This window comes from Micromonospora sp. RHAY321 (assembly GCF_023896955.1).
In the GTDB taxonomy this organism is placed as follows: domain Bacteria; phylum Actinomycetota; class Actinomycetes; order Mycobacteriales; family Micromonosporaceae; genus Micromonospora.
The window spans coordinates 54,452-76,311 of record NZ_JAMHIW010000012.1 but is presented as its reverse complement, the minus strand read 5'-3'; the positions used below and the strand labels follow the sequence as shown (position 1 = coordinate 76,311).

The 21,860-nt window shown below is 72.0% G+C and carries 21 protein-coding genes; 15 read left to right on the top strand and 6 right to left on the bottom strand.

What is annotated here, in order from left to right:
- Window positions 1-527 precede the first annotated feature (527 nt).
- A complete protein-coding gene (locus tag M8C17_RS32345) occupies window positions 528-689 on the bottom strand; it encodes a hypothetical protein (protein WP_374558925.1) in 162 nt (53 codons plus the stop codon).
- Here M8C17_RS32345 and M8C17_RS22775 point away from each other — a divergent pair.
- Together M8C17_RS22775 and M8C17_RS22770 are read left to right on the top strand one after the other, a co-directional pair.
- Entirely contained in the window at window positions 685-1,338 is a 654-nt protein-coding gene (locus tag M8C17_RS22775; protein ID WP_252418563.1) for a hypothetical protein, read from the top strand. The genes M8C17_RS32345 and M8C17_RS22775 overlap by 5 nt on opposite strands.
- 9 nt (window positions 1,339-1,347) lie before the next feature.
- A complete protein-coding gene (locus tag M8C17_RS22770) occupies window positions 1,348-1,671 on the top strand; it encodes a hypothetical protein (RefSeq protein ID WP_252418562.1) in 324 nt (107 codons plus the stop codon).
- Between the two features lie 95 nt (window positions 1,672-1,766).
- Here the strand turns inward: M8C17_RS22770 and M8C17_RS22765 are convergent, their stop codons facing one another.
- The gene (locus tag M8C17_RS22765; protein WP_252418561.1) at window positions 1,767-2,891 is read right to left on the bottom strand and encodes a cellulose binding domain-containing protein; all 1,125 of its coding nucleotides are present in this window, start codon (window positions 2,889-2,891) and stop codon (window positions 1,767-1,769) included.
- A 304-nt stretch (window positions 2,892-3,195) separates the two neighbouring features.
- Between M8C17_RS22765 and M8C17_RS22760 the strand changes: the two genes are divergently transcribed.
- Window positions 3,196-4,302: an FAD-dependent monooxygenase gene (locus tag M8C17_RS22760; RefSeq protein ID WP_252418658.1), complete on the top strand. Its 1,107-nt coding sequence runs from the start codon at window positions 3,196-3,198 to the stop codon at window positions 4,300-4,302.
- 119 nt (window positions 4,303-4,421) lie between these two features.
- Window positions 4,422-6,182 carry a cytochrome c oxidase subunit I gene (ctaD, locus tag M8C17_RS22755; protein WP_252418560.1) on the top strand — a complete coding sequence of 587 codons (1,761 nt, stop codon included), beginning with the start codon at window positions 4,422-4,424 and terminating at the stop codon, window positions 6,180-6,182.
- Between the two features lie 362 nt (window positions 6,183-6,544).
- Here the strand turns inward: ctaD and M8C17_RS22750 are convergent, their stop codons facing one another.
- From M8C17_RS22750 to M8C17_RS22735, 4 genes are read right to left on the bottom strand one after another with little or no spacing between them, the layout of a single operon-like run.
- Entirely contained in the window at window positions 6,545-7,795 is a 1,251-nt protein-coding gene (locus M8C17_RS22750; protein ID WP_252418559.1) for an MFS transporter, read from the bottom strand.
- 40 nt (window positions 7,796-7,835) lie between these two features.
- Window positions 7,836-8,417, bottom strand: coding sequence for an isochorismatase family protein (locus M8C17_RS22745; protein WP_252418558.1), 582 nt, complete (start codon window positions 8,415-8,417; stop codon window positions 7,836-7,838).
- 53 nt (window positions 8,418-8,470) lie between these two features.
- Window positions 8,471-9,757 (bottom strand): nicotinate phosphoribosyltransferase, encoded by a 1,287-nt coding sequence (locus M8C17_RS22740; protein WP_252418557.1) that lies wholly within the window; start codon window positions 9,755-9,757, stop codon window positions 8,471-8,473.
- Between the two features lie 16 nt (window positions 9,758-9,773).
- Window positions 9,774-12,452 carry a LuxR C-terminal-related transcriptional regulator gene (locus M8C17_RS22735; RefSeq protein ID WP_252418556.1) on the bottom strand — a complete coding sequence of 893 codons (2,679 nt, stop codon included), beginning with the start codon at window positions 12,450-12,452 and terminating at the stop codon, window positions 9,774-9,776.
- A 199-nt stretch (window positions 12,453-12,651) separates the two neighbouring features.
- Between M8C17_RS22735 and M8C17_RS22730 the strand changes: the two genes are divergently transcribed.
- The 11 genes from M8C17_RS22730 (at window position 12,652) to rdgB (ending at window position 21,829) form a co-directional block, all read left to right on the top strand.
- A complete protein-coding gene (locus M8C17_RS22730; protein ID WP_252418555.1) occupies window positions 12,652-14,172 on the top strand; it encodes a hypothetical protein in 1,521 nt (506 codons plus the stop codon).
- Window positions 14,173-14,320: 148 nt separating this feature from the next.
- Window positions 14,321-14,611, top strand: coding sequence for an ATP-dependent Clp protease adapter ClpS (gene clpS / locus M8C17_RS22725; protein ID WP_179782374.1), 291 nt, complete (start codon window positions 14,321-14,323; stop codon window positions 14,609-14,611).
- Window positions 14,608-15,108 carry a DUF2017 domain-containing protein gene (locus tag M8C17_RS22720; RefSeq protein WP_252418554.1) on the top strand — a complete coding sequence of 167 codons (501 nt, stop codon included), beginning with the start codon at window positions 14,608-14,610 and terminating at the stop codon, window positions 15,106-15,108. Before clpS ends, M8C17_RS22720 begins: the two co-directional genes overlap by 4 nt.
- 53 nt (window positions 15,109-15,161) lie before the next feature.
- The gene (locus tag M8C17_RS22715) at window positions 15,162-15,650 is read left to right on the top strand and encodes a Mov34/MPN/PAD-1 family protein (protein ID WP_179782375.1); all 489 of its coding nucleotides are present in this window, start codon (window positions 15,162-15,164) and stop codon (window positions 15,648-15,650) included.
- 66 nt (window positions 15,651-15,716) lie between these two features.
- Entirely contained in the window at window positions 15,717-16,112 is a 396-nt protein-coding gene (locus tag M8C17_RS22710; RefSeq protein WP_252418553.1) for a MoaD family protein, read from the top strand.
- 11 nt (window positions 16,113-16,123) lie between these two features.
- Window positions 16,124-17,089 carry a PLP-dependent cysteine synthase family protein gene (locus tag M8C17_RS22705; protein WP_252418552.1) on the top strand — a complete coding sequence of 322 codons (966 nt, stop codon included), beginning with the start codon at window positions 16,124-16,126 and terminating at the stop codon, window positions 17,087-17,089.
- A 225-nt stretch (window positions 17,090-17,314) separates the two neighbouring features.
- Window positions 17,315-18,058 carry an MBL fold metallo-hydrolase gene (locus tag M8C17_RS22700; protein WP_252418551.1) on the top strand — a complete coding sequence of 248 codons (744 nt, stop codon included), beginning with the start codon at window positions 17,315-17,317 and terminating at the stop codon, window positions 18,056-18,058.
- Window positions 18,059-18,168: 110 nt separating this feature from the next.
- Window positions 18,169-19,314 carry a glycosyltransferase family 1 protein gene (locus M8C17_RS22695; protein ID WP_252418550.1) on the top strand — a complete coding sequence of 382 codons (1,146 nt, stop codon included), beginning with the start codon at window positions 18,169-18,171 and terminating at the stop codon, window positions 19,312-19,314.
- A complete protein-coding gene (locus M8C17_RS22690; protein WP_252418549.1) occupies window positions 19,311-20,480 on the top strand; it encodes a glycosyltransferase in 1,170 nt (389 codons plus the stop codon). Before M8C17_RS22695 ends, M8C17_RS22690 begins: the two co-directional genes overlap by 4 nt.
- A gap of 9 nt (window positions 20,481-20,489) precedes the next feature.
- Entirely contained in the window at window positions 20,490-21,215 is a 726-nt protein-coding gene (gene rph / locus M8C17_RS22685; RefSeq protein WP_252418548.1) for a ribonuclease PH, read from the top strand.
- Window positions 21,212-21,829: an RdgB/HAM1 family non-canonical purine NTP pyrophosphatase gene (gene rdgB, locus M8C17_RS22680; RefSeq protein WP_252418547.1), complete on the top strand. Its 618-nt coding sequence runs from the start codon at window positions 21,212-21,214 to the stop codon at window positions 21,827-21,829. The genes rph and rdgB overlap by 4 nt, the downstream gene beginning before the upstream one ends.
- The last annotated feature ends 31 nt before the right edge of the window (window positions 21,830-21,860 follow it).

Below are 21,860 nucleotides of genomic sequence, written 5' to 3'. Positions count from 1 at the left end.
CAGATGCGACCTGAATCATGAATGGATCGTCGAGGCTGTCGAGGGCGTCGAACCTACCGAAGGTGACGAGGTTTGCCCAATCGATGGCACGCCTGCCGTGACGGGCACGCCAGAGCCGTCCGCGGACAGGGTTACGGTACGAATCGTTCCAGCTGCTCGGATTGTTGACTCCGTGACCAATGCTGTTGGTCATGAATCGGAATACTTTCTTGAGATTGCGTCTGTCGACGCTGTTAGCGTTAGGCGGAGCGCTCGTCCGCTTAGCTGGGAGGAAGCAGTTCGCAAAGGTGGCATGTTTCAAAGAGCATCTTGGGAGCAGGCCGCAAATCGTTGGGACCGGATGGGCTTGAGTCGGCCGTAGTGCGCCCTTCGTAGACTGATTGGGGCGTTGACGACGTCGAACACAAGTAGGGGGCGTGACCGAAATGGTCACGCCCCCTACTCGGCTCGTGGGTTGTGGTCAGCTGCGCGAGCAGGTTGCCCCGTTGAGCGAGATGCTGGTCGGGGACGAGTGCGTCCCTTCAGCGTCAGCTGGTAGCCGAACTGGCTATGCCGATGGGTGCATGGAGGTCGGTTGTAGCCGATGTTGTCGACGGTGATCGCCGACCCGCTCTTGCTGACCGTGGCGTCCGACCGTTGGTGACGTTCTGCCCACTGGGCATGCTGTAAGTCAACGCCCAGCCATTGATCGCCCTGGACCCGGTGTTAGTGACCTGTACGTCGGCGGCGAAGCTGTTGTTCCACGATCTCGCCGCCTACTTCACCGTGCAGTTCGAGCCACCGCTTGGCGGCGGCGCAGAGGCGGGCACCCGCTCGGGCACCATGACAGGAGAGTGCGTGGAGATCACTGGAGTGGACACGCCCATTGTGGTGCCTTTCGACGGGCGGCCAGCCGTGGCTGCGTTCGTCAATGGCATGCGGCGGCTGTGGCCGTCTGCCCTCGTCGGCCTCGACGATGGCGAGGGGAGCCCGACTACTGATTTCGACCACCCCTCCGGCTTTCCGGCACGCGGCGAACTGACGTTCGCCCGCGACGATGCGATGGACGAGCACTGGGCGGAGCATGGGTACGCCGCGATGTCGGACGGCGCCGGACCGGTGGCGCTCTTCTACACCATCCACCGAGATCTGGTGGTTGACGTCGACGTGACCGGCCAGGGTGGCCTCAGCGATGGCCCGCTATCAGGATGGACCGACGTCGAGCTGGCCCTGCCCGAGGCGACCACGCTCACGTTGGTCACCCACGCCCCTCCGGCCGAGGACGTCTTCTGCGCGGCGATCCTGGCACTCTTGCGTGAAACCCTGGGTTATCGGAGAGCGGTGGGCGGGAAGGGTTGATGACGCCTGATGAACGTCTCTGAGCTGCTCTTCCATCTCACTCGCCGCCGGCGCATGTATGTGCTTGACGACAGGTACCTGACGGCGGTGGCGTTCATCGTCGGATTCGATTCGGCGTTGGATGGGCGGCCGTTCGAGGGTTTCCACGGGTGGGTGTGCCAACGCGTCCTCGGCCGTCACACCGGACTGTCCTGGCCGTATGTCATCGCCTCCCTGGAGGTGCCGGAGGCGTTGTCGGGTCCCTGCGACCTGAACGGCCTCGACTCGGATACGCAGCTGCGGATGATCGACCAGATGCTGACGCTCATCCGTGAGTTCGCCGAAACCCGGTGACGTTTCCTCCAGGTAGGGCAAGCACAGGTAGGGCACGCAACGGAACAGGGGCGTGACCGCGAAGGTCACGCCCCTGTCCGGCGACAGAAGGCAGGTCAGTTACGTGAGCAGGTTGCCCCGTTGAGCGAGAAGCTGCTCGGCGACGAGTACGACCCGTTCAGCGTCCCCTGATATCCGAAGCTGGCCGTGCCTCCGGGTGCGATGGAACCGTTGTGGCCCACGTTTCGGGCGGTGACCGCGGAGCCGCTCTGGCTGACCGTGGCGTTCCACGCGTTGGTGACGGTCTGCCCGCTGGGCAGCGAGTAGTTCAGCGTCCAGCCGTTGATCGCACTGGACCCGGTGTTGGTGACCTGCACGTCGGCGGTGAAGCCGTTGTTCCACGAGTTCGCCGTGTACTTCACCGCGCAGCTCGCGCCACCGCTCGGCGGCGGGGTGGTCGGTGGCGGGGTGGTGGGGTTGCCGCCGCCGTTGACGGTGGCCGAGAACGACGTCACCGCGAGGCCGGCGCCGCCCTGCCAGGGCTCGAAGCCGGCCTGGATGCTGGTCAGGTACCAGCTGTTGGTGATGGCGCCCCGGTTGCGGACGTCGTTGATGAAGTCCAGCACGCTGAAGTTCAGGCTGGTGATCGCCGACGGCGCGACATACGAGATGACGTTGTTGGAGCCGTTGCTGCCCCGCCAGACCTCCCAGGTCCGACCCGCCAGGGTCGTCGTGCCCACCACCGAGCCGATGGGCTGGATCGAGCCCTGCCGGTTGAGCCAGATCATGATCTCCATCTGGTTCACCCCGTCCCGCTTGGGTGACGGGTCCAGCCAGATGTCGTACGACGCGTTGTAGATGGCACCGCTGACGTACCGGTAGTTGATGCTGCTGGTGGCGCTGCTGATCTGGCTCACCTGGATCGGCAGGTTCGTGCCGGGGGAGCAGTTGGTGTAGTGACAACCGAAGAACACCGAGGGGTACGCGGTGGGCGCGCCGTTGGTGGGGTTGCTGCCGTTCTGGGTGGTGATCTCGAAGCCGGTGTCGGTGACGTTGATGCACTGCTGGGCGGTGGTGCCCCAGCGGTTGTTCTGCACCACGTAGCGGCCTTGGATGACGGTCGAGCCGTACTGCTCGCAGATCTGCGTGTCGGCGGAGGCGTTGCCGCCGAGTGCCACGGCGACGATCGAGCCGCCGAGCAGCAGGCCGGTGGCGACCAATGCCCGAAGTGGACGTTTCATGACGCTCCTTGACTGCGGCGCGTGCCGGGCGCCGGACTGGGTCGGGGCAGGTACGGGAGCGCTCCCACGCTCAATGACACATTTACATGTCTGAAACTGGTGCGCAACCGTACGCGTCAAACTGGTGAAATGTGAGGATTGCCACGCCCGCGCCGGACGGCTGCCGGGCGACGTCCAGCTACGCGACGCGTACCGCCGACGAGCGGCTCCGCGCGGGCCGATCGGACTCTGGCGTGCACCGATAGCGCCGAGTAGCGTGTTGCCTCCAACGCGTGCCGCATCCCCTCCGGAGGCGTACACCACCATGGGTGGCTTCCCCCTGCGCATCCTCGTCGTCGGCGCGGGCATTGCCGGCCTGGCCGTCGCCCGGGCGCTACGCCTGGCGGGCTTCCGGCCCGACGTCACGGACAAGCTGCCACCGGGGGAGTCCACCGAGACCGGGCTCTACCTGCCTGGCAACGCCGCCCGCGCGCTGCACCGGCTGGACCTGCACGACCCGGTCCGCCCGCTCGGCCAGGTCATCCGTCGGCAACGCTTCTTCGACGTCGCGGGCGCGCCGCTCTGCGAGGTCGACGTCGACGCCCTCTGGGCCGGCGTCGGCGAATGCCGGGCGCTGCCCCGGGCGGACCTGCACCGGGTGCTGCTCAGCGGCGCCGGCGGCGCCGTCCGGCACGGCGCCGAGGTCCGCACCCTGGACCTGCTTCCGGGCGGGGTCGGGGTCACCTTCACCGACGGCACCAGCACCGAGTACGACCTGGTCATCGGCGCCGACGGGCCGCGCTCCTCGGTCCGCGCGCTGGCGTCCCTCGGCGGTCCGCCCCGCCCCGTCGGGCAGGTGGTCTACCGGGCCGTGCTGCGCGACGGCCCGCCCGTCACCGAGTGGACCGCCCTGCTCGGCCAGCGCTCCGGGTTCCTGATGGTGCCGATCGGCGCCGGTCGGCTGCACTGCTACGCCGACGAGGCCGGCACCGAGGCCCCCGCCGACCCGCTGGCCCGGCTGCGCGAACTCTTCGCCGACTACCGGGGCCCGGTGCCCGAGGTGCTCGCGGCACTCGACGGGGTGCACGTCGGCATCACCGACGAGGTGGAGCTGGGCCGCTGGTACCGGGGGCGGGTGCTGCTGGTCGGCGACGCCGCGCACGCCACCGCCCCGACGTTGTCCCAGGGCGCGGCCATGGCGTTGGAGGACGCGGTGGTGCTGGCCGAGTCGCTACGGGCCGCCGGCAGCGTGGAGGCGGCCCTGGTCGCGTACGAGAGTCGCCGGCGTCCGCGTACCCGCTGGGTGCGCGACCGGACCCGGGACCGCAACCGGACCAGGGACGTGCCGCCGGCGCTGCGCGACCCGCTGCTGCGCGGACGTGGCGGCCGGATCTTCGGAGAGCACTACCGGTTGCTGGTGGGCCCGCTGTAGATCGTGTCCCGCCACCCCACGCGGCGCTCCGACCTGCCGGGGACTATTCTTCCTGCGGATGACGGCCCGCCGATAACCAGCGTGTGCCGAGCGGGACAACCGAGAACCGGAGGCCACTCGTGACCACCGTCGCACCCAAGCCGGTCGTGACCCGGCCCTGGCCGGTCCGGGAGCCGGTCAAGGGGTCGGCCATCGCGCGGCTGCTGCGTACCACGGACGCGAAGCAAATCGGGATCATGTACATGGTCACCGCGTTCGTGTTCTTCATGATCGGTGGCCTGATGGCCCTGGTCATGCGGGCTGAGCTGGCCCGCCCCGGGCTGCAGTTCCTGTCGCCCGAGCAGTACAACCAGCTCTTCACGATGCACGGCACGATCATGCTGCTGTTCTTCGCGACGCCGATCGTGTTCGCGTTCGCGAACTACATCGTGCCGATCCAGATCGGCGCGCCCGACGTTTCCTTCCCGCGGCTGAACAGCTTCGCCTACTGGCTGTACCTGTTCGGCGGCACGATGGCGACCGCCGGCTTCATCACCCCCGGTGGCGCCGCCGACTTCGGCTGGTTCGCGTACGCGCCGCTGAGCAGCGTCGAGCACTCGCCCGGCGTCGGCGCCAACATGTGGATCATGGGTCTGGCCATCTCCGGCCTGGGCACCATCCTCGGCGCCGTGAACATGATCACCACCGTGCTGACGCTCCGCGCGCCCGGCATGACCATGTTCCGGATGCCGATCTTCACCTGGAACATCCTGGTCACCAGCCTGCTGGTGATCCTGGTCTTCCCGCTGCTGGCCGCCGCGCTGTTCGCGCTCGCCGCGGACCGCATCCTCGGCGCGCACGTGTACGACCCGGCGACCGGCGGGCCGATGCTCTGGCAGCACCTGTTCTGGTTCTTCGGGCACCCCGAGGTCTACATCGTCGCGCTGCCGTTCTTCGGCATCATCAGCGAGGTCATCCCGGTCTTCTCCCGTAAGCCGATCTTCGGCTACAAGGGTCTGGTCGCCGCGACCGTCGCGATCGCCGCGCTCTCGATGAGCGTCTGGGCGCACCACATGTTCGCCACCGGCCAGGTGCTGCTGCCGTTCTTCAGCTTCCTGAGCTACCTGATCGCCGTGCCGACCGGTATGAAGTTCTTCAACTGGATCGGCACCATGTGGCGGGGCCAGATCAGCTTCGAGACGCCCATGCTCTGGGCGGTCGGCTTCCTGGTCACCTTCCTCTTCGGTGGTCTCACCGGTGTGCTGCTGGCCAGCCCGCCGATCGACTTCCACGTGTCGGACTCGTACTTCGTGGTGGCGCACTTCCACTACGTGCTCTTCGGCACCATCGTGTTCGCGGTCTTCGCCGGCATCTACTTCTGGTTCCCGAAGATGTTCGGTCGGATGCTCGACGAGCGACTGGGCAAGGTGCACTTCTGGCTCACCATGATCGGCTTCCACACCACCTTCCTGGTGCAGCACTGGCTCGGCAACGAGGGCATGCCCCGCCGGTACGCCGACTACCTGCCCAGCGACGGCTTCACCACGCTGAACATGATCTCCACGGTCGGCGCGTTCATCACCGGTATCTCCACGCTGCCGTTCATCTACAACTGCTGGAAGTCGTACAAGACCGGCCCGGTGGTCGAGGTGAACGACCCCTGGGGTCACGGCAACTCGCTGGAGTGGGCGACCAGCAGCCCGCCCCCGCTGCGCAACTTCGACCGGATGCCCCGGATCCGCTCGGAGCGGCCGGCGTTCGACGCGAAGTTCCCGGAGTTGGCCGCCGGCGGCCAGAGCCTGGCCGGCCCGCCGGAGGGTGGCGCCAAGCCGCTCACCAGCCAGTCGGACGGCGGGGCCAGCTACCGCGAGGACACCGCCAGCGACATCGACCGGCACTGACGCTCACCGCAGCAGCCGTACGACGGGCGCCGCCCCCGGGACCATCCGGGAGCGGCGCCCGTCGCCATGTCCGGTACCGCGCGTCTCGCCCTCGGTTCGTCGGGAACCTGGTCCTGAAGAGCGTGATACCTGTGAGTCATATCTATGCCTCAGAGGTATCACGCTCTTCTGCGAAAGCGGCCCCGACGATCGCTGCCACGGCGGCGCGCGCCACCAAGAGACGGTCGCTGCCACGGCGGCGCGTGGCCACCAAGAACAGCGACGGTCAGCAAGGCCAGTCGCGACGGCCGCCGTCGCCGGCGGGCGCAGTCGCCTGCCGGCCGGGCGCGATCCGGTCGGTGACGGCGGCGGCGAGCCGGCCGTCAGCGGGTGACGGAGGTGAGGCCAGCCTCGACGGGCGGTACCAGAGCGGCCGCGTCGGCGTTCCGGCGTCGGCGTAGCTCGATTGGTAGTACCACCAGGGTGACGAGCGCGCCCAGGGCGCCGGTCACGACGAAGCCCCAGAGCGGCGCGCTGGCGTCGATCACCGCGCCGGCGAGTGGCGCGCCGATGGCGATGCCGACGGTGACCGCCGAGCCGTGCAGGCCCATCGCCTCACCGCGCACCTCGGGCGGGGCCAGCCGGCTGACCGCGTCCGAGGAGGCCGCGATGGTCGGCGCGCAGAGGGCGCCCGCCGGGATCAGCGCCAGGGAGAGCAGCCACCAGTGCGAGCCGCCCAGCCCGACCGGGATGGTGCAGAGGCCGAGCGCGGCGGCCAGCGCCAGCGGGGAGAGCGACCGGTGCACGGCGCCGTAGGCGAAGCCGCCGACCAGCGAGGCGACCGCCCACATGGCCAGCACCGCGCCGGTCCAACCGACCTCGCCGCTGGCTCGCAGCACGGCCACCACGGCCACGTCGGTGCCGCCGAGCACCAGCGTGGCGGCAGCGCTGACGGCCAGCACGGCCAGCAGTCGGGGAGTCAGCCACTCCCGGCGGGGCACCCGGCGCCGTGGGCCGGTCGGCTCGGCGGCACTCCGGGTCGGCGGGTTGAGCAGCCACAGACCGATGCCGGCGGCGACGATGCCGGCGCCGACCAGGTACAGGGTCGTCCGGGCGGAGATCGCCGTGACCAGGGCCACCGCCAGTGCCGGGCCGATCATGAAGGACAGCTCCACCGACATCGAGTCCAGCGCGTACGCCGGGCGGCGCCGGTCCTCCGGGACAAGCGCGGCTATCGACTGGCGGACCACCGAGAAGATGGGCAGGGCGAGCGAGCCGGCCACGAAGGCGGCCGGCAGCAGCAGCTGGTACGACAGCGAGGGCGCCGTGGTCCAGAAGAGCCCCTCGGCGATCGCGGTGAGCACCAGGACCGGGCGCAGGCCACGCCGGTCCACCAGCCGGCCGAGCAGCGGGCCGCCGATCGCCGCGCCGACCGTGACGGCCGCTCCGACCAGACCGGCCGCCCCGTAGCCCCGGTCGAGGTCGAGCACCACGTAGAAGGTCAGCGTCACGCCGGTCGCGGTGAGCGGGATGCGGGCGAGGACGGCGAGCAGCAGCAGCGACCGCAGGCCGGGTATGGCGAGCGCATCCCGGTAAGGCTTCATGTTCACGTGGGTCCGTACCTCCGGCGACATCCTCGACCGGAGGCGGGCGGATGACCAGCCAATTACCGCTTCATGCGGCCCTGATCACAGGCTGACCGTGCAGGGTCACCCCTTCGCCCTCCATCGCCCGCAGCGCCACGTCGGTGGTGGCCGGGGCGACAGCGGCGGTCAGTTCGAGCAGCACGGTGGTGGCGAAGCCCTCGCGGGCGGCGTCCAGGGCGGTCGCCCGGACGCAGTGGTCGGTGGCGATGCCGACCACGTCGACCCGGTCCACGTCGTGTCGGCGCAGCCAGTCGGCCAGGCACTCGCCGTCGTCGGCATGCCCCTCGAACCCGGAGTACGCCGCCGCGTGCTCGCCCTTGTGGAAGATCGCCTCGATCCGCCCGGTCTCCAGGTCGGGGTGGAACTCCGAGCCGCTGGTGCCGACCACGCAGTGCCGGGGCCAGGACTCCACGAAGTCCGGCGGATCGCCGAAGTGCGCGCCGGGGTCGATGTGGTAGTCCTTCGTCGCGACCACGTGTGCCCAGCGGTCGGGCTCGGCGGCGAGCAGCCGCGAGATGCCGGCGGCCACGCCAGCACCGCCCCCGACGGCCAGCGAGCCGCCCTCGCAGAAGTCGTTCTGCACGTCGACGATGATCAGCGCGTTGGCCATCGGGACTTTCCTCTCCTCACGATCGGGTCTGTGGTGACGGTCCTGGACGAGGCTCAGTCGGCGGGTACGACGGTGACCGGCACGGCCGGGTCGCCGGCGGAGAGCTTCAGCCCCTCCCACGGGATCGAGATCAGGCACTCGCGCAGGTGCTCCCGCGACTCGTCCAGGGAGGGCAGCGCCACCGTCTCGCCCTCGACCACGTACGAGCGCTGGAGCATCCGGTCGTTGGGCTGCCGGTCCGGTACGCCCTGGGGCACGATGACCTCCTCGGTGGCGGTGCCCGTCGGCTTGTGCCGGCGGACGGCCACCTTGCGGCCACCGATGGTCGCCTTGTGCTCGGAGCGCTTCACCACCGGTCGTCCCTCGACCTCGACGAGCTTGTAGACCAGCCCGGCGGTCGGCGCGCCGGAGCCGGTGACCACGGCCGTGCCCGCGCCGTACATGTCCACCGGCTCGGCGGCCAGCGAGGCGATGGAGTACTCGTCCAGGTCGCCGGAGACGATGATCTTCGTTTCGGTGGCGCCCAGCGAATCCAGCAGCTCCCGGGACTGCTGAGCGATCACCGCCAGGTCACCGGAGTCGATCCGTACCGCCCGCAGTTCCGGCCCGGCCACCGCGATCGCGTTGCGGATGCCCTGGCTGATGTCGTACGTGTCGACCAGCAGCGTCGTGTCCTTGCCCAGCGTGGCGACCTGCGAGGCAAAGGCAGCCCGCTCGTCGTCGTGCAGCAGCGTGAACGCGTGCGCCGCCGTACCGGCGGTGGGGATGCCGTAGCGCGCGCCGGCGGCGAGGTTGGAGGTGAACCGGAACCCGGCCAGGTACGCGGCCCGCGCCGCGGCCACCGCGGCCTCCTCGTGTGCCCGGCGTGAGCCCATCTCGATCAGAGCCCGACCGCGCGCCGCGGTCACCATCCGGGCGGCGGCGGCCGCCACCGCGCTGTCGTGGTTGAGCACGGAGAGCACCAGGGTCTCCAGCACGACGCACTCGGCGAAGCCGCCGGAGACGGTGAGGATCGGCGAACCGGGGAAGAACAGCTCACCCTCGGCGTACCCGTCGATGTCGCCCGCGAAGCGGTAGTCGGCGAGCCAGGCGGCCGCCGCCTCGTCGACCACCCCGGTCCTCCGGAGAAAGTCGATCTCCTTCGGGTCGAAGCGGAAGTCGCGGACCAGGTCGATCAGCCGGCCGGTGCCGGCGACGACGCCGTAGCGGCGGCCGGTGGGCAGCCGGCGGCTGAACACCTCGAAGACGCAGCGGCGGTCGGCGGTGCCGTCCTTCAGGGCCGCGCTGACCATCGTCAGCTCGTAGTGGTCGGTCAGCAGCGCGGGGCGGAGGGTGCTCACCGCCTCAGCCTAAGGTTCAGCCCGCGTCGCCGCCCTCGTGGCCCGGGATCGACCGCAGCGCGGCCCACAGTTCGGCCCGGCCGGTCACGCCGAGCTTGGTGTAGATCCGCTGGAGGTGGTTTTCCACCGTGCGGGCGGAGAGGTAGAGACGCTCCGCGATGGCCTTGCTGGTCGCGCCGTGGGCGGCGAGGCGAGCCACCTGCCACTCACGTTCGGTCAGCACCGGCGCCCCGGCGTGCAGCGCGGGCGTGCGGATCAGGTCGCAGCGGCCGAGCAGCCCGGCCAGGCGCTCCCGGGCCTCACCGGCCGCCGGCGAGTGCTGCTGCCGCAGCCGGTGCAGGGCCTGGGCGGTGGCCTCGGCGGCGTACACGTGCAGCTCCAGCGCGGAGTAGTCGTCGGCGACGGCGAGCAGGTCCGGGGCGGAGTCGGTGACCGCGGCCCGGGCGTGCCGGGCCAGCAGGGGTGGGAGCACCCCGTCGACCCGCTCGGAGAGCTCCGCGAGGCGCTGCGCGACGGTGCGCCGGCCGCCGTCGGAGCAGGTGGGGCCGACCGGGGCGCTGGCCTGGTCCAGCCGGACCAGGTCGTGCAGGACGTGCACCTCGTGCCCGGCGAAGCCGTCCGCGCGCAGCCGGTCCACCAGGTCGCTGAGCTGCTTGGCCGCGCCGGGCAGGTCGCCCGACGCCGCGAGCACCGCGCCTCGGGCCTGCTCCAGCCAGGGGTAGAGCACCGCCATGCCCGGTGCGTGGGTGCGGTCGGCCTCGGCCATCGCCTCGGCGGCCTGCGCCGCGTCGCCGCGCAGCGCCGCCGCCTGGGCGCGTTCGGCCTGGGCAATACCGGCGTAGACCCGACTGGTGGCCAGCACCGCGCAGGCACCCAGTGAGGTACGCATCGCCGCGTCGCTCTGCCCGCGCAGGCGGGCCGCGTACGCCTGGAGGATGGCCAGGTAGCCGGTGCCGAGCCGGAAGTCACCGGCACCGGCGAGGTCGGCGAACTCGTCGGCGACGATCGCGTCGATCCCGACCAGGTCGCCGGTGAGCATGAGCCGGGTGCCCCGGGCCAGCTCCAGGGCCAGTTGCAGGTACGGCATGTCGGTGCGCCAACTGGCCGCCGCGGAGTGCACCTGGGCGATCGCCGTACCGCTGCGGGCGAGTTGGCCCTGCGCGGCCTGGACGTACGCGATGGTGCTGCGGGCCAGCTCGCGGGCGGCGACGCTGGCCGCAGGCCGGTCCAGCACCCGCTGGCTGAGCCGTACGGCGGTGGCCGTGTCCAGCCGGTGCAGTCGCATGATCGCCTCGAAGGCGTGCACCCGGGCCCGGTCGGCGGAGTCGCTGAGCTGCTCGACGCGGCTCGCGATCTCCTCCACCGTGGACTCCTGGCTCAGCCCCCAGTAGCTGACCATCCCCCGCACGGTCAGCCACCGGCAGAGCCGCCGCTCGTCGTCCGGGTCGGGGGTCACCGCGTCGAGGACGTCGATCGCCTCGTCCGGCCGGTCGGCGAACATCAGGATGGTGGCCAGCAGCTCGGCGGCGTCCGAGCCGCCGTCGGCGTTCAGCGCGGCGCGGGCCAGCCTCGTCGCCAGCGGCACGTCGTAACGGGTGAACGCCTGCACGGCCGCGTCGACCAGCAGGGCGGGGTCCTGCGCGGTGCCCGAGTCGAGCCGCCACACCGCGACCCGCAGGAGGTCGTCGCGGCGGCGCTTGCCGACCTGCTCGAGCAGCTCCGCGAGGTGCGCCTGGAGCCGGCGGGTGCGGCTGACCGGGCAGCGGCGTCGCATCACCTCGCCGTAGAGCGGGTGGGCCAGCCGGACGTTGGTCCGGCGGTCGCTCTGCACGACGCTGATCAGCCCGCGTTCCTCGGCCATCTCCACGTCGGCCGACTCGGCGGCCAGGTTGAGCAGGTGCAGACCCAGCGGTTCGCCGAAGGCGACCAGCTCGACGACCGCGCGGACGCCGTCGGTGAGCTGCCCGACCCGGGTGTCGATCAGATCGGTCAGGTTGGGTGCCAACTCCAGGCGCCCGGTCCACTTCCAGATGCCGTAGGTGCGCTTCAGCTCCGCGCTGCCGTTGGCGGCGTGCACCAGCTCGCGCAGCAGCAGTGGGTTGCCGGCCGACAGCCGGCCGAGCCGGTCGGCGGAGCCGGCGTCGACCGGGCCGCCCAGGATCGCCGCGAGCAGACCGGCGGTCTCGGCCTGCGGCATCGGGGTCAGCTCGACGTGCTCGACCAGGTCGTCGGTCCAGAGTGCCCGGATCGGCAGCGGGATCTGCTCGCCGTCGCGCAGGGTGCCGATCACCGTGGCGTTCTCCGCCCGGGCGACCAGGTGCACCAGCGCCGCCGACGGCGGGTCGAGCAGGTGCGCGTCGTCGATGGCGAGCACGATCCGCCGGCCGGCGGCCTGCTGTTGCAGGACGCCCAGTGCCCAGCGCAGAATGCCTGCGGGGGACAGCCCCTGCGGTTGCTCGGCGGGAAGGACCTGCACCAGCCCGCCGAACGGCAGCGCGGCGGTGGTGGCGCTGGCCGCGATGGACCAGATCGCGTAGCGGTCGGTGGGCAGGGTGCTCAGGCCCTCGCGCAGCAGCCGGCTCTTGCCGATGCCCGCGCTGCCGCTGAAGAAGAGCCCCCGGCCGGCCTCGCCGGTCACCGCCGCCAGCAGGCGGTTGAGCTCCTCGGTTCGGCCGACGAACTTCCATCGACTCATCCGGGCAGCATATCCATCGAAACCTGTCCGCGCGCGTACCGTCACCCACCGAAGTTGAGTAATCTCGCGATTACCGGTGAGTATCCGAAGTGTTCGGCCCGGTCACCGGTCCGCACGTACTGTTCCGACATCCGGGTTCTGTCACCGGATTTTCTCCACGCGACCGGCGCGCCGGTCGCCCGCCACGGGAGGCCACCTGATGAAGCAGGGCCCTCTCCCCTCGGTCGACTCGCCGGACGACATGGCCGGCCCGACTGACCTGCCGCGCTGCGGCCCGCTGCCCACCCGGGTCGGCGTGACCGGTCCCGGTTCGGAGGAGCCGCTCGGCGTGGTCGCCGTCGGTCCGGCCGGCGCCGAGCGTCGTGCGGTGCTCGCCACCCTGCTCGGGCTCGACCCGGTCATGCTCACCGTGCCGGCGGGCAGTTGGCTGGTGGTGCGGCACGCGAAGGTGCCCAGCCGGGCGGCGTACGTGCCGGGCTACCGCCAGCCGCACTCCTACGGCGCCGACCGGGATGCCGCCGGTCCGGCGCTGGCCCGCCCGCCCCGGCGGGTCGAGCTGAGCGTGCCCGAGCCGCTGCTGCGGCACTTCACCCTGATCGACACACCGGACAGCGGCACCCTCGGCGTGGCCGGCGGCCGGGTGCTGCTCGACGCGGTCGGCCGGGCCGGCGCGCTGCTCTTCGTGATCGCGGCCGACCAGGCGTTCACCGCCGCTGAGTTGAACCTGCTCGCCGAGGTCGCCTCGGCCCCGGTGCGGGTCGTCTTCGCGGTCACCCCGGGCGCGGCGACGACGGAGGACGCGGGGGCGTCCGTCCCGCCGGCCGGCGGTGTGCCCGGCGAGGTCGACCCGGTCGCGGTGACCGTGGCGGCGCACCGGGCGGCGTTGCTGGCCGCCGTGCCGGCGCTGGCCGGTGCGCGGTGGTTCCCGATCTCCGGCGCCGACTCCGCGGCCGACCTGCGCCGGGCGCTGGTGGGTTGGGCGGCCGACGAGGGGTTGCACCGGGCCAGCGTGGATCCGCCGGTGTTCCCGGGCCAGCACGACCGGGTGGCCGTGGTCGCCGACCCGGGGGACTGGTCCGAGCAGCTCGACCGGCAGACCCGCTCCTGCGCCCAGCGGATCCGCCAGCACCTCGCCCTGGAGTTGGCGAACGCCCACCTGCGGGTGGTTCAGGAGATCGTCTTCGGGGTCGGCTGCGCCGGCCTGCCGGAGCTGCTGGACCGGGAGATGGCGGCGTTGTCGCTGCTCGCGACCGCCCAGTGCGACCACGCGGTGCGGGGCATCATCGCCGATGCCGCGACCCGGGTGCTCGGCGCGCCGCCGGCGGAGGGCGTACGCCGCCGGATCGCCACCGCCGTTCAGTACGGCCTGGCCGATCACCGGTCCGGCCGGGACCTGGACCGGGTGTTGCTGATCACCAGCACGGCCGGGGTGGCCGGGCTGACCGGCCCGGACGCGATCGACGCGCTCGCCGGCTACCCGACCGCGGCCCGCGACGAGGTGCTCCCGCCGGTCGCGGTGGCGCTCTCCGGCGGGTGCTGGCAGACCTGGCGTACCCCTGGCAACGACGACCACAACGCGGCGCGGGCGTGGTCCCAGCGTGCGCTGCGGGAGGTCGAGCTGGGGTTGTCCCGGGAGATCTCCCGACGGTTCGAGGTGATCCGCCTCTCGCTGGGCGCGGTGCTCTCCGATGCAGTCGACCACGGCATCCTGCTCGCCTGACCGCGTGGCCGCCCACCGACCCGGGTCCGCACCGCACCGTGCCTCCGACGACGCCGAGGGCGGGTCCGGCGCGGCCGGGCTGGGTGATCCTCGCCGGGCCGGCGTTCCGGTTCCTCGGTTCCGGGAAACCGGTGGCACGATGGGGGGCATGGCGGCTCCGCAGGTTGCACCGGTCGAGACGCCGGCCACTGACGAGGTGCCGGCGTCCGACCGGCAGTGGGTGACGATCGTGTGGGACGACCCGGTCAACCTGATGACCTACGTGACCTGGGTCTTCCAGAAGCTTTTCGGCTACAGCCGGGAAAGGGCCGAGCAGCTCATGCTGGACGTGCACCACAAGGGCCGGGCGGTGGTCTCCACCGGCGCCCGGGAACGCATGGAGCACGACGCGTCGCAGCTGCACGCTTATGGGCTGTGGGCGACGGTGGACCGCTCATGAGCATGTTCCGCCGCCAGGCCGGCCGCTACGTCGCCACCTTCGCCGTCGACGAGGTCCGGGTGCTGCGCAAGGTCGCCACCGAGGTGGTCGGTCTGCTCACCGACGGCTTCGACCACACCGACCCGGTCGTCGGCCGACTCTTCCCGGAGGTCTACCCGGAGGACGCGGCCGGCTCGGCCGAGTTCCGCCGCTACACCGAGGGCGACCTGAAGACCGCGAAGATCGACCAGGCCGGTGCGATCCTGGCGGCGCTGCCCGACGAGGCCGGCGGCGAGGTGCGGCTGGACGCCGAGGCGGCGGAGGCCTGGCTGCGGGCGTTGAACGACGCCCGGCTGGCGATGGGCGTCCGGCTGGAGATCAAGGACGGCACGGACCTGGGCGAGGAGTTGGACGACGCGGTGGCCGAGGATCCGGCGTCCAGCCGGGTGTTCCAGTTGTCGGTCTACGCATATCTCGGATATCTGCAGGAGTCGCTGCTCAACGCCTTGATCGACTAGTGGTGACCCGCGCCACTTCGGCCCGCGCCCCGGCAGGCGTTAGGCTGGAGCACGTGCTGAGCATCGACCGGTCGATCATCGACGCGATCGTCGCCCACGCGCGCCGGGACCACCCCGACGAGGCGTGCGGCGTGGTCGCCGGTCCCGTCGGCAGCGACACCCCGACCCGGCACATTCCGATGGACAATGCCGCGCGGTCGATGACCTTCTACGAGTTCGACTCGATGGAGCACCTGCGGGTGTGGCGCGAGATGGACGACCGGGACGAGGAGCCCGTCGTCATCTACCACTCGCACACCGCCACCGAGGCGTACCCGTCGCGGACGGATGTCTCCTTCGCCGGTGAGCCGGGCGCGCACTACCTGCTCGTCTCGACGCGCGAGCCCGACTCGGAGGAGATCCGGTCGTTCCGGATCGTCGACGGCGTGGTCGCCGAGGAGCCGGTCCAGGTCGTGGAGGCCGGGGTGGATCCGCACGCCGTCCAGTCCTACATGTTCGGGCAGAGCCCGGCGACGGTCGACTACGAGTGTTCCGGCCGCTGACCCGTCAGCGTCCGCACCCGGTTCGTCCCGTCACCGTAGGCACACCCGAACGAGGAGCACGACATCATGGCCATTGAGGTTCGCATCCCCACCATCCTGCGCAGCTACACCGGCGGCGCCAAGGTCGTCGAAGGCACCGGCGACACCCTGAGCGACCTGCTCGCCGACCTGGACTCCCGGCACGGCGGGCTGCGCGGCCGCCTGGTCACCGAGACCGGCACGCTGCACCGCTTCGTCAACGTCTACGTCAACGACGAGGACGTCCGCTTCCTCGGCGCGCTGGACGCCAAGCTCTCCGACGGCGACAGCGTCACCATCCTGCCGGCCGTGGCCGGCGGCGCGTTCGGCTTCGCCGCGGCAGCGGCGATCAGCCAGCACAGCGCCGCGGTAGCGGCGATCAGCCAGCACGCTGTCGCCGCGGTGGCCCGCGACGATCGTCGCGGCGCCGTCGCCGCCCGCTGAGGGCGGTCGTCATGGCGCGGTACGACAGCCTGCTCGACGCGTGCGGGGGTACGCCGCTGGTCGGCCTGCCCCGGCTCTCCCCGACGGTGCCGGACGGCGCTCCGCCGGTGCGGCTCTGGGCCAAGCTGGAGGATCGGAACCCGACCGGCAGCATCAAGGACCGGGCGGCGCTGTTCATGGTCCGCGCCGCCGAGGAGGCCGGCCGGCTCAGGACGGGTGACACCATCCTGGAGCCGACCAGCGGCAACACCGGCATCTCGCTGGCGATGGTGGCCAAGCTGCGCGGCTACCGCCTGGTCTGTGTGATGCCGGAGAACGTCTCCACCGAGCGGGTCCAGCTTCTCCGGATGTACGGCGCTGAGATCATCTTCTCGCCGGCGGCGGGTGGCTCCAACCAGGCCGTCGCCACCGCGAAGCAGATCGCCGCCGAGCATCCGGACTGGGTGATGCTGTACCAGTACGGCAACGAGGCGAATGCCCGGGCGCACTACGAGACGACCGGGCCGGAGTTGCTGCACGACCTGCCCACCATCACGCACTTCGTGGCCGGGCTGGGCACCACCGGCACCCTGATGGGCACCGGGCGGTACCTGCGGGAGAAGGTCGACGGCATCCAGGTCGTCGCGGCCGAGCCGCGCTACGGCGAGGTGGTCTACGGCCTGCGCAACATCGACGAGGGGTACGTGCCGGAGCTGTACGACGCCTCGGTGCTCTCCCGGCGGTTCTCGGTCGGCACCCGGGACGCGGTGCTGCGTACCCGGCAGCTCGTGGACGTGGAGGGCATCTTCGCCGGCTTCTCCACCGGCGCCATCCTGCACGCCGCGCTCGCGGTGGCGCACGAGGCGGTCCGCGACGGCCGCCGTGCCGACGTGGCCTTCGTGGTCTGCGACGGCGGCTGGAAGTACCTGTCCACCGGCGCGTACGGCGGCACGCTCGCCGACGCCGAGGAGGCCTTGGACGGCCAGCTCTGGGCCTGACCGCCGTGGTCCCTGTCGTACGGGCCGTCGACGCACGCGTCGATGGCCCGTACGCTGCCCGGAGTGTCGTGAGCGGGTGTCACGTTCGTGACAACTTCCAGCGGATGATTCTTGCCGCCGGGTACCCCGGCGTAGGCTGCGCAGCGTGGCGTACGCGTCGGTAGAGATCATGGCCGGGACGTTGGCCGGCTCGCATGCTACTGACAGTGACAGCGAGACAACCCGATGCGACTGACGGTCCTGGGTTGTGCCGGCAGCTTCCCCGGCCCCGAGTCGCCGTGTTCGGCCTACCTGGTCGAGGCCGACGGCTTCCGGCTCCTGGTCGACTTCGGCTCAGGTTCGCTGTCCAGCCTCCAGCGGTACGCGGGGCTGCACGCCCCGGACGCGATCCTGCTGACCCACCTGCACTGCGACCACATCCTCGACGCCGTGTCGTACGTGGTGGTCCGCCGGTACGCGCCGGACGGGCCCTACCCGGCGCTGCCGGTGTACGCGCCCGCAGGCGCACCGGACCGGCTCAGCGCCGCGTACGGCGACGACGGCACGGTGGAGGACGTCTACCAGTTCTACGCCCTGCAACCGGGCACCTTCCCGATCGGGCCGTTCACGGTCACCGTCGACCGGGTCAACCACCCCGTCGAGACGTACGGGGTGCGGCTGGAGCACGACGGCCGGTCGCTCTGCTACTCGTCGGACACCGCGCCCTGCGACGCGCTGCTGCGGCTGGCCCAGAACGCCGACGTCTTCCTCTGCGAGGCCAGCTACCTCGACGGCGCGGACAACCCGCCGGATCTGCACCTCACCGGCCGGGAGGCGGGTGAGACGGCGACCAAGGCGGTGGTGGGCCGCCTGCTGCTCACCCACCTGGTGGCCGCCTGGGGCAGTGAGGCGCACACGCTGGAGTCGGCCGCCGCCGCGTACACCGGGCCGCTCGAGGTGGTCCGGGCCGGCGCCAGCTACGACGTCTGACCGGCCGCGTCCCGGTCCCGCGGGGCGGCCAGCGGTCTTGTGCCGTACTGTTCGCCGGCCGGTCAGCGGACGGTCGTCTGGCGCACCGGTGGCACCCGCACGGTGTGGGCATGCGGATCGCCATCGTCACCGAGTCGTTCCCGCCAGACGTGAACGGCGTCGCGCACTCCGTGGTGCGGACGGCGGAACACCTTGTCGCCCGGGGCCACGAGCCGGTCGTCATCGCTCCCGCCCCGCACGGGGCGAGCCGGCAGGACGCCGACGGGTTGCCGTACCCGGTGGTGCGCATCCCCAGCGTGCCGTTGCCCCGCTACCAGGGCTTCCGGCTGGGTGTGCCCACCACGACGCGGCTGGCGGGGGCGCTGCTGTCGGCGGCACCGGACGTGGTGCACCTGGCCAGCCCGTTCGTTCTCGGCGGCCGTGCGGCCACGCTGGCCAGCCGGTACGCGCTGCCCACGGTGGCGGTCTACCAGACCGACGTCGCGGCCTACGCCCGGGCCTACCGGGTCAGCTGGGGTGAGGCGGCGGCCTGGCGGCGACTGCGGGAGATCCACAACTCGGCGCAGCGCACCCTCGCCCCGTCCACCCGCGCCGCAGCCGACCTGATCGCGAACGGGGTGCAGCGGATCTGGCTGTGGCGTCGCGGCGTGGACGCCGTCCGGTTCGACCCGGGCAGGCGTTGCGCGGCGCTGCGGCACCGGCTGGCCCCCGGCGGTGAGCTGCTCGTCGGTTATGTCGGCCGGCTGGCCCCGGAGAAGCGGGTGGAGCTGCTGGCGGCAACCTCCCGGCTGCCCGGTGTGCGGGTGGTGGTGGCCGGCGACGGACCGGCCCGCCGCCACCTGGAGCGGGCGCTGCCCGGCGTGACCTTCCTGGGGGTGCAGCACGGCGAGGACCTGGCCCGGCTCTACGCCAGCCTGGACCTGTTCGTGCACACCGGACCGCACGAGACCTTCGGCCAGACCCTCCAGGAGGCGCTGGCCTCGGGAGTGCCGGTGGTGGCGCCGGCCAGCGGCGGACCGGTCGACCTGGTCGACACGGGGGTGACGGGACTGCTGGTGCCGCCGAACGACGGGGACGCGCTGGCCGCCGCCGTGGCCGAGCTGGGCGGCGACGCCGAGCGGCGGCGGGGGTACGGGCTGGCCGCCCGGGCCGCCGTCAGCCGGCGGAGTTGGACGGCGGTCGGCGACGAGCTGATCGGCCACTACCACGCCGTACGGGCCGTGGCCGCCTCCGTCGGCCTGCCAGCCGCGTCGTGAGCGGGACGGCCGGCGGGCTGCGGATCGTGCGGCTCGCCAACTTCGTGACCGCACGCTCCGGTGGACTGCGCACCGCCCTGCGGCACCTCGGCGAGGGCTACCGGGCGGCCGGGCACGACCCGGTGCTGGTGATACCGGGCCGACGGGCCGCCGACGAGAGGCACCCGTGGGGTCGGCTGGTCACCCTGCCCGGGCCGGAGCTGCCCGGCAGCGGCGGCTACCGGGTGCTCGCGGGCCGGCGCCGGCTGGCCCGGCTGCTCGCCGGATTGGCGCCGGACCGGTTGGAGGTCTCCGACCGGTCGTCGCTGCGCTGGACGGGACGCTGGGCGAAGGCGAACGGGGTGCCATCGGTGATGGTCTCGCACGAGTCGCTGACCGGGCTGCTCGGCCAGTGGGGCATGCCGGACGCGCTGCGCCGGCCGACCGCCGATCGGCTCAACCGGGCGAGCAGCCGGGCGTACGACCGGATCGTGTGCACCACCCGGTGGGCGGCCGAGGAGTTCCACCGCATCGGCGCGGACAACGTGGACCTGGTGCCGCTCGGGGCCGACCTGGACACCTTCCACCCGGACCGGGCGGACCCGCGGCTGCGCGAGCGTTACGCCGATGCGAGCGAACTGTTGCTGGTGCACTGCGCCCGACTCTCCCCGGAGAAGCGCCCGGAGCTGGCCGTACGGGCGCTCGCCGAGCTGCGCCGGGCCGGCGTGCCGGCGGTGCTGGTGATGGCCGGGGACGGCCCGCTGCGCGCCGCGCTGACCCGCCGCGCCGCAGGTCTGCCGGTCACGTTCACCGGGTTCCTACCCGACCGCGCCGCGGTGGCCGCGCTGCTCGCCAGCGCCGACGTGGTGCTGGCACCCGGCCCGGTGGAGACCTTCGGCCTGGCCGGGCTGGAGGCGCTCGCCTGTGGCACGCCGGTGGTGGTGAACGCGGCCAGCGCCCTGCCCGAGGTGGTCGGCGCCGCAGGGCTGGCGGCGTACGGCTCGGCGGCGTCGATGGCGGCGGCGGTGACCCGGCTGGTGGCCCGCCCGGAGGCGGAGCGGCGGCGGGCCGCCCGGACACGGGCCGAGGAGTTCAGCTGGCCGGCCGCCGTCACCGGATTCCTCCGGGTGCACGGCGCGGAACGCGGTCGGGGCACCGCGGGGCGGGGAGGTCACGGCACCGCATAGGGTGCAGGCATGGCGCGACCTGACGGGCGAGGGCCCGATCAACTTCGACCGGTGACCCTGACCCGAGGCTGGAGCACGCACCCGGAGGGTTCGGTGCTCGTCGAGTTCGGCGGCACCCGGGTGCTCTGCACGGCCAGCGTCACCGAGGGGGTGCCCCGCTGGCGCAAGGGCTCCGGGCTCGGCTGGGTGACCGCCGAGTACGCGATGCTGCCCCGGGCGACCAACACCCGCTCCGACCGGGAGAGCGTCAAGGGTCGGGTCGGTGGGCGGACCCACGAGATCTCCCGGCTGATCGGCCGCAGCCTGCGCGCCAGCATCGACCTGAAGGCGCTCGGCGAGAACTCGGTGGTCCTCGACTGCGACGTGCTCCAGGCCGACGGCGGCACCCGCACCGCCGCGATCACCGGCGCGTACGTGGCGCTGCACGACGCGGTGGGCTGGCTGCACGCCCGCAAGGCGCTGGCCGGGAAGCCGGAGAAGGTGATGCACCGGTCGGTGGCCGCGGTCAGCGTGGGGATCATCGCCGGCGAGGCGCGGCTCGACCTCTGCTACGAGGAGGACGTGGCCGCCGAGGTGGACATGAACGTGGTCTGCACCGGCGCGGGCGACTTCGTGGAGGTGCAGGGCACCGGCGAGGCGGGCGTGTTCGCCCGGGAGCAGCTCGACGCCCTGCTCGACCTGGCCGTCGCCGGTTGCGCGGACCTGGCCGAAGCTCAGCGGAAGGCGCTCTCATGAACAAGGTCCTGCTCGCGACCCGCAACCGTAAGAAGCTGGTGGAACTCCAGCGGATCCTGGACGGCGCGCTGGGCGCGCACAAGATCGCCCTGCTCGGGCTCGACGACGTCGAGCAGTACGAGGAGCTGCCGGAGACCGGCCTGACGTTCGGCGAGAACGCGCTGATCAAGGCGCGGGAGGGTTTCCGTCGCACCGGGCTGCCGACCATCGCCGACGATTCCGGGCTGGCGGTGGACGCGCTCAACGGGATGCCGGGCGTGTTCAGCGCCCGCTGGTCCGGCCGGCACGGCGACGACCGGGCCAACCTCCAGCTCGTGTTGGACCAGATCGCCGACGTGCCCGACGAGCAGCGGGGCGCGTCGTTCGTCTGCACGGTGGCGCTGGTGCTGCCCGGCGGCAAGGAGCACCTGGTCGACGGCCGGCAGTCGGGGCGGGTGCTGCGCGCCCCGCGCGGCGACGGCGGGTTCGGCTACGACCCGATCTTCCTGGGCGACGGGCAGGACCGGACCAACGCCGAGTTGACCCCGGCGGAGAAGGACGCGATCAGCCACCGCGGCAAGGCGCTGCGCGAGCTGGCCAAGCTGGTCGCCAAGGTGCTGCCGCCCGCCGCCTGACCCGCGGCGGACGACAGCGACCCCGCGGAGG

Excerpts from the sequence above, each read along its gene's own strand:
- M8C17_RS22720 (WP_252418554.1), top strand. The coding sequence starts at position 14,608 with ATGAGCATGTTCCGCCGCCAGGCCGGCCGCTACGTCGCCACCTTCGCC.
- M8C17_RS22765 (WP_252418561.1), bottom strand. The coding sequence starts at position 2,891 with ATGAAACGTCCACTTCGGGCATTGGTCGCCACCGGCCTGCTGCTCGGC.
- M8C17_RS22750 (WP_252418559.1), bottom strand. The coding sequence starts at position 7,795 with ATGTCGCCGGAGGTACGGACCCACGTGAACATGAAGCCTTACCGGGAT.
- M8C17_RS22770 (WP_252418562.1), top strand. The coding sequence starts at position 1,348 with ATGAACGTCTCTGAGCTGCTCTTCCATCTCACTCGCCGCCGGCGCATG.
- clpS (WP_179782374.1), top strand. The coding sequence starts at position 14,321 with ATGGCGGCTCCGCAGGTTGCACCGGTCGAGACGCCGGCCACTGACGAG.
- M8C17_RS22760 (WP_252418658.1), top strand. The coding sequence starts at position 3,196 with ATGGGTGGCTTCCCCCTGCGCATCCTCGTCGTCGGCGCGGGCATTGCC.
- M8C17_RS22700 (WP_252418551.1), top strand. The coding sequence starts at position 17,315 with ATGCGACTGACGGTCCTGGGTTGTGCCGGCAGCTTCCCCGGCCCCGAG.
- M8C17_RS22730 (WP_252418555.1), top strand. The coding sequence starts at position 12,652 with ATGAAGCAGGGCCCTCTCCCCTCGGTCGACTCGCCGGACGACATGGCC.
- M8C17_RS22745 (WP_252418558.1), bottom strand. The coding sequence starts at position 8,417 with ATGGCCAACGCGCTGATCATCGTCGACGTGCAGAACGACTTCTGCGAG.
- M8C17_RS22705 (WP_252418552.1), top strand. The coding sequence starts at position 16,124 with ATGGCGCGGTACGACAGCCTGCTCGACGCGTGCGGGGGTACGCCGCTG.
- rph (WP_252418548.1), top strand. The coding sequence starts at position 20,490 with ATGGCGCGACCTGACGGGCGAGGGCCCGATCAACTTCGACCGGTGACC.
- M8C17_RS22735 (WP_252418556.1), bottom strand. The coding sequence starts at position 12,452 with ATGAGTCGATGGAAGTTCGTCGGCCGAACCGAGGAGCTCAACCGCCTG.
- M8C17_RS22695 (WP_252418550.1), top strand. The coding sequence starts at position 18,169 with ATGCGGATCGCCATCGTCACCGAGTCGTTCCCGCCAGACGTGAACGGC.
- M8C17_RS22710 (WP_252418553.1), top strand. The coding sequence starts at position 15,717 with ATGGCCATTGAGGTTCGCATCCCCACCATCCTGCGCAGCTACACCGGC.
- rdgB (WP_252418547.1), top strand. The coding sequence starts at position 21,212 with ATGAACAAGGTCCTGCTCGCGACCCGCAACCGTAAGAAGCTGGTGGAA.